5 protein-coding genes are annotated in these 1,782 nt (G+C 29.6%); all 5 read right to left on the bottom strand.

What is annotated here, in order from left to right:
- The coding region (locus tag FPG59_RS15820) for a hypothetical protein (RefSeq protein ID WP_086455498.1) at positions 1 to 279 on the bottom strand (279 nt) is incomplete at its 3' end.
- A gap of 48 nt (positions 280 to 327) precedes the next feature.
- Positions 328 to 654, bottom strand: coding sequence for a YtxH domain-containing protein (locus tag FPG59_RS15815; protein WP_086455497.1), 327 nt, complete (start codon positions 652 to 654; stop codon positions 328 to 330).
- A gap of 31 nt (positions 655 to 685) precedes the next feature.
- A complete protein-coding gene (locus tag FPG59_RS16485) occupies positions 686 to 838 on the bottom strand; it encodes a lmo0937 family membrane protein (RefSeq protein ID WP_140344717.1) in 153 nt (50 codons plus the stop codon).
- Positions 839 to 875: 37 nt separating this feature from the next.
- A complete protein-coding gene (locus tag FPG59_RS16480) occupies positions 876 to 1,028 on the bottom strand; it encodes a lmo0937 family membrane protein (RefSeq protein WP_140344716.1) in 153 nt (50 codons plus the stop codon).
- A gap of 24 nt (positions 1,029 to 1,052) precedes the next feature.
- Entirely contained in the window at positions 1,053 to 1,676 is a 624-nt protein-coding gene (locus tag FPG59_RS15810; RefSeq protein ID WP_086455496.1) for a porin family protein, read from the bottom strand.
- Positions 1,677 to 1,782 lie beyond the last annotated feature (106 nt).

Below are 1,782 nucleotides of genomic sequence, written 5' to 3'. Positions count from 1 at the left end.
GTAGTATAGTAAAAGTGCTAGTGCTAGATAGAAGGCACCAACAATAAAAAAACCAAAGTATAGTTGTCCTACAAGCTCACCTACCCAAAGTGACAGTCCAATGTTTGAAAGAAAAACAAACATCGCAAAAACAACAGAAATTGCCATTCTAGAGATTAGTGATGAAACCACGTCAGCAGTTTTGTCAATTGCATTAAGTTTAGCTAACTCTATTGAAGTTTTAGTATAATTCTCTGCTCTTTCAAAAAGCATTTCTATTGATGATGCGTTGTTTTCCATTTTCCTAAAATTTATATCAAAATTAATTTTTTAAAGAAGTAATACAAATTATATTGAATTAATATCCTTTTTTACTTCGTTAAAAGATGCTTTACCTTGAGCTAATAGATCTTCTCCATCATGTTTAACTTCATTCATTTTAGATTTGCCCTCAGCAACAAGTTTCTCACCTTCTGCCCAAATTTTTTCATATTTTTGAGTAATAGTACCCAAAATGTTATCCAACTTATATTTCAATTCGTCAGTATAATCATTGCTTTTGTCAGCAATTTTTTTTCTAGTGTTATTACCTTTATCTGGTGCAAACAAAACACCTAATAATGCTCCTACAGCCACTCCACCTAAAACTCCTAATATTATTTTATCTGATTTCATAATGCAAATTTTTAAAGTTATAATTATTTATTTATACGTTTCTACCTGAAATAAGCCTAAACAATATTGCTATTACAGCAATTACCAATAAGACATGAATTATTGAACCTACGCTATAAGCAAAGAATCCGATTGCCCAAAAAATTACCAAAATGACTGCTATTGTATAAAGAAGATTACTCATATTTTATAGTTTTAATGATTAGAATTAGTATTGAATATTATATTTTTCTACCAGAAATTAATCTGAATAGTATAGCTATTACCGCTAGAACAAGAAGAATGTGGATGATGGATCCAACACTATAAGCAAAAAAACCGATTGCCCAAAAAATCACTAAAATAACTGCTATTGTGTAAAGAAGATTGCTCATGATAAATATGTTTAATGTTAGTTATTAGTTTAGTCTAAGACCTACGTAAGCGCTAAATACACTGTTTTTAGCATCTGAAGATGTAAAACTATCATCTTTACCAATCTTAGTTAGTCCGTAATTGTAGCGTACTCCAAAATTTACTGCATCTAAATCAAAACCTAAACCTCCAGAAATACCAGCATCAAATTTATTGAAATCATCAGTATCTAATGTACGAACTGATGAACCAAGATTAGAATCATTAGTTGTTTTACCGCTAACCATGTATGCTAAATAAGGACCTACTTGTACATTGAAGTTATCCGTTAAATTAGCAACAAGTAAAATAGGTACTTCGATATAATTGATATTGAATTTTGCTGTTCCATTTACTCCAAAACTGTTGTACACTAATTCAGATCCTTTTGTAGTGTAGCTAATCTCAGGTTGAATTGCAATACTGTTTGTAATTGGGAATTTAGCATATAAACCAGCATTAAAACCTGTTAATACATTATTGTCATCAACAGTATCTGTGTATAAGTTTGAAAAGTTAAGTCCTCCTTTAAAACCAAAAGCTGGAGTTTTTTCTTGGGCTTGGATTCCCGTGAAAGATAATAATCCTAATGTTATTGATGCGAAAATTAATTTTTTAGACTTTTTCATTGTTTATTTTTTTTATTGATTTGTATATTACAAAGGTCATTAATTAACACAGTTTAGTTGTTACATTACTTTTTGTGATTGTTTCAAGATTCACACTTTAGTAATT

Source organism: Flavobacterium sp. FPG59 (assembly GCF_002150205.1).
Classification (GTDB): Bacteria; Bacteroidota; Bacteroidia; order Flavobacteriales; family Flavobacteriaceae; genus Flavobacterium.
The sequence above is the reverse complement of the archived record's forward strand: the minus strand, read 5'-3'. Positions and strand labels throughout refer to the sequence as shown.

Coding starts and splice junctions, on each gene's coding strand:
- FPG59_RS15815 (WP_086455497.1), bottom strand. CDS start 654: ATGAAATCAGATAAAATAATATTAGGAGTTTTAGGTGGAGTGGCTGTA.
- FPG59_RS16485 (WP_140344717.1), bottom strand. CDS start 838: ATGAGTAATCTTCTTTATACAATAGCAGTCATTTTGGTAATTTTTTGG.
- FPG59_RS16480 (WP_140344716.1), bottom strand. CDS start 1,028: ATGAGCAATCTTCTTTACACAATAGCAGTTATTTTAGTGATTTTTTGG.
- FPG59_RS15810 (WP_086455496.1), bottom strand. CDS start 1,676: ATGAAAAAGTCTAAAAAATTAATTTTCGCATCAATAACATTAGGATTA.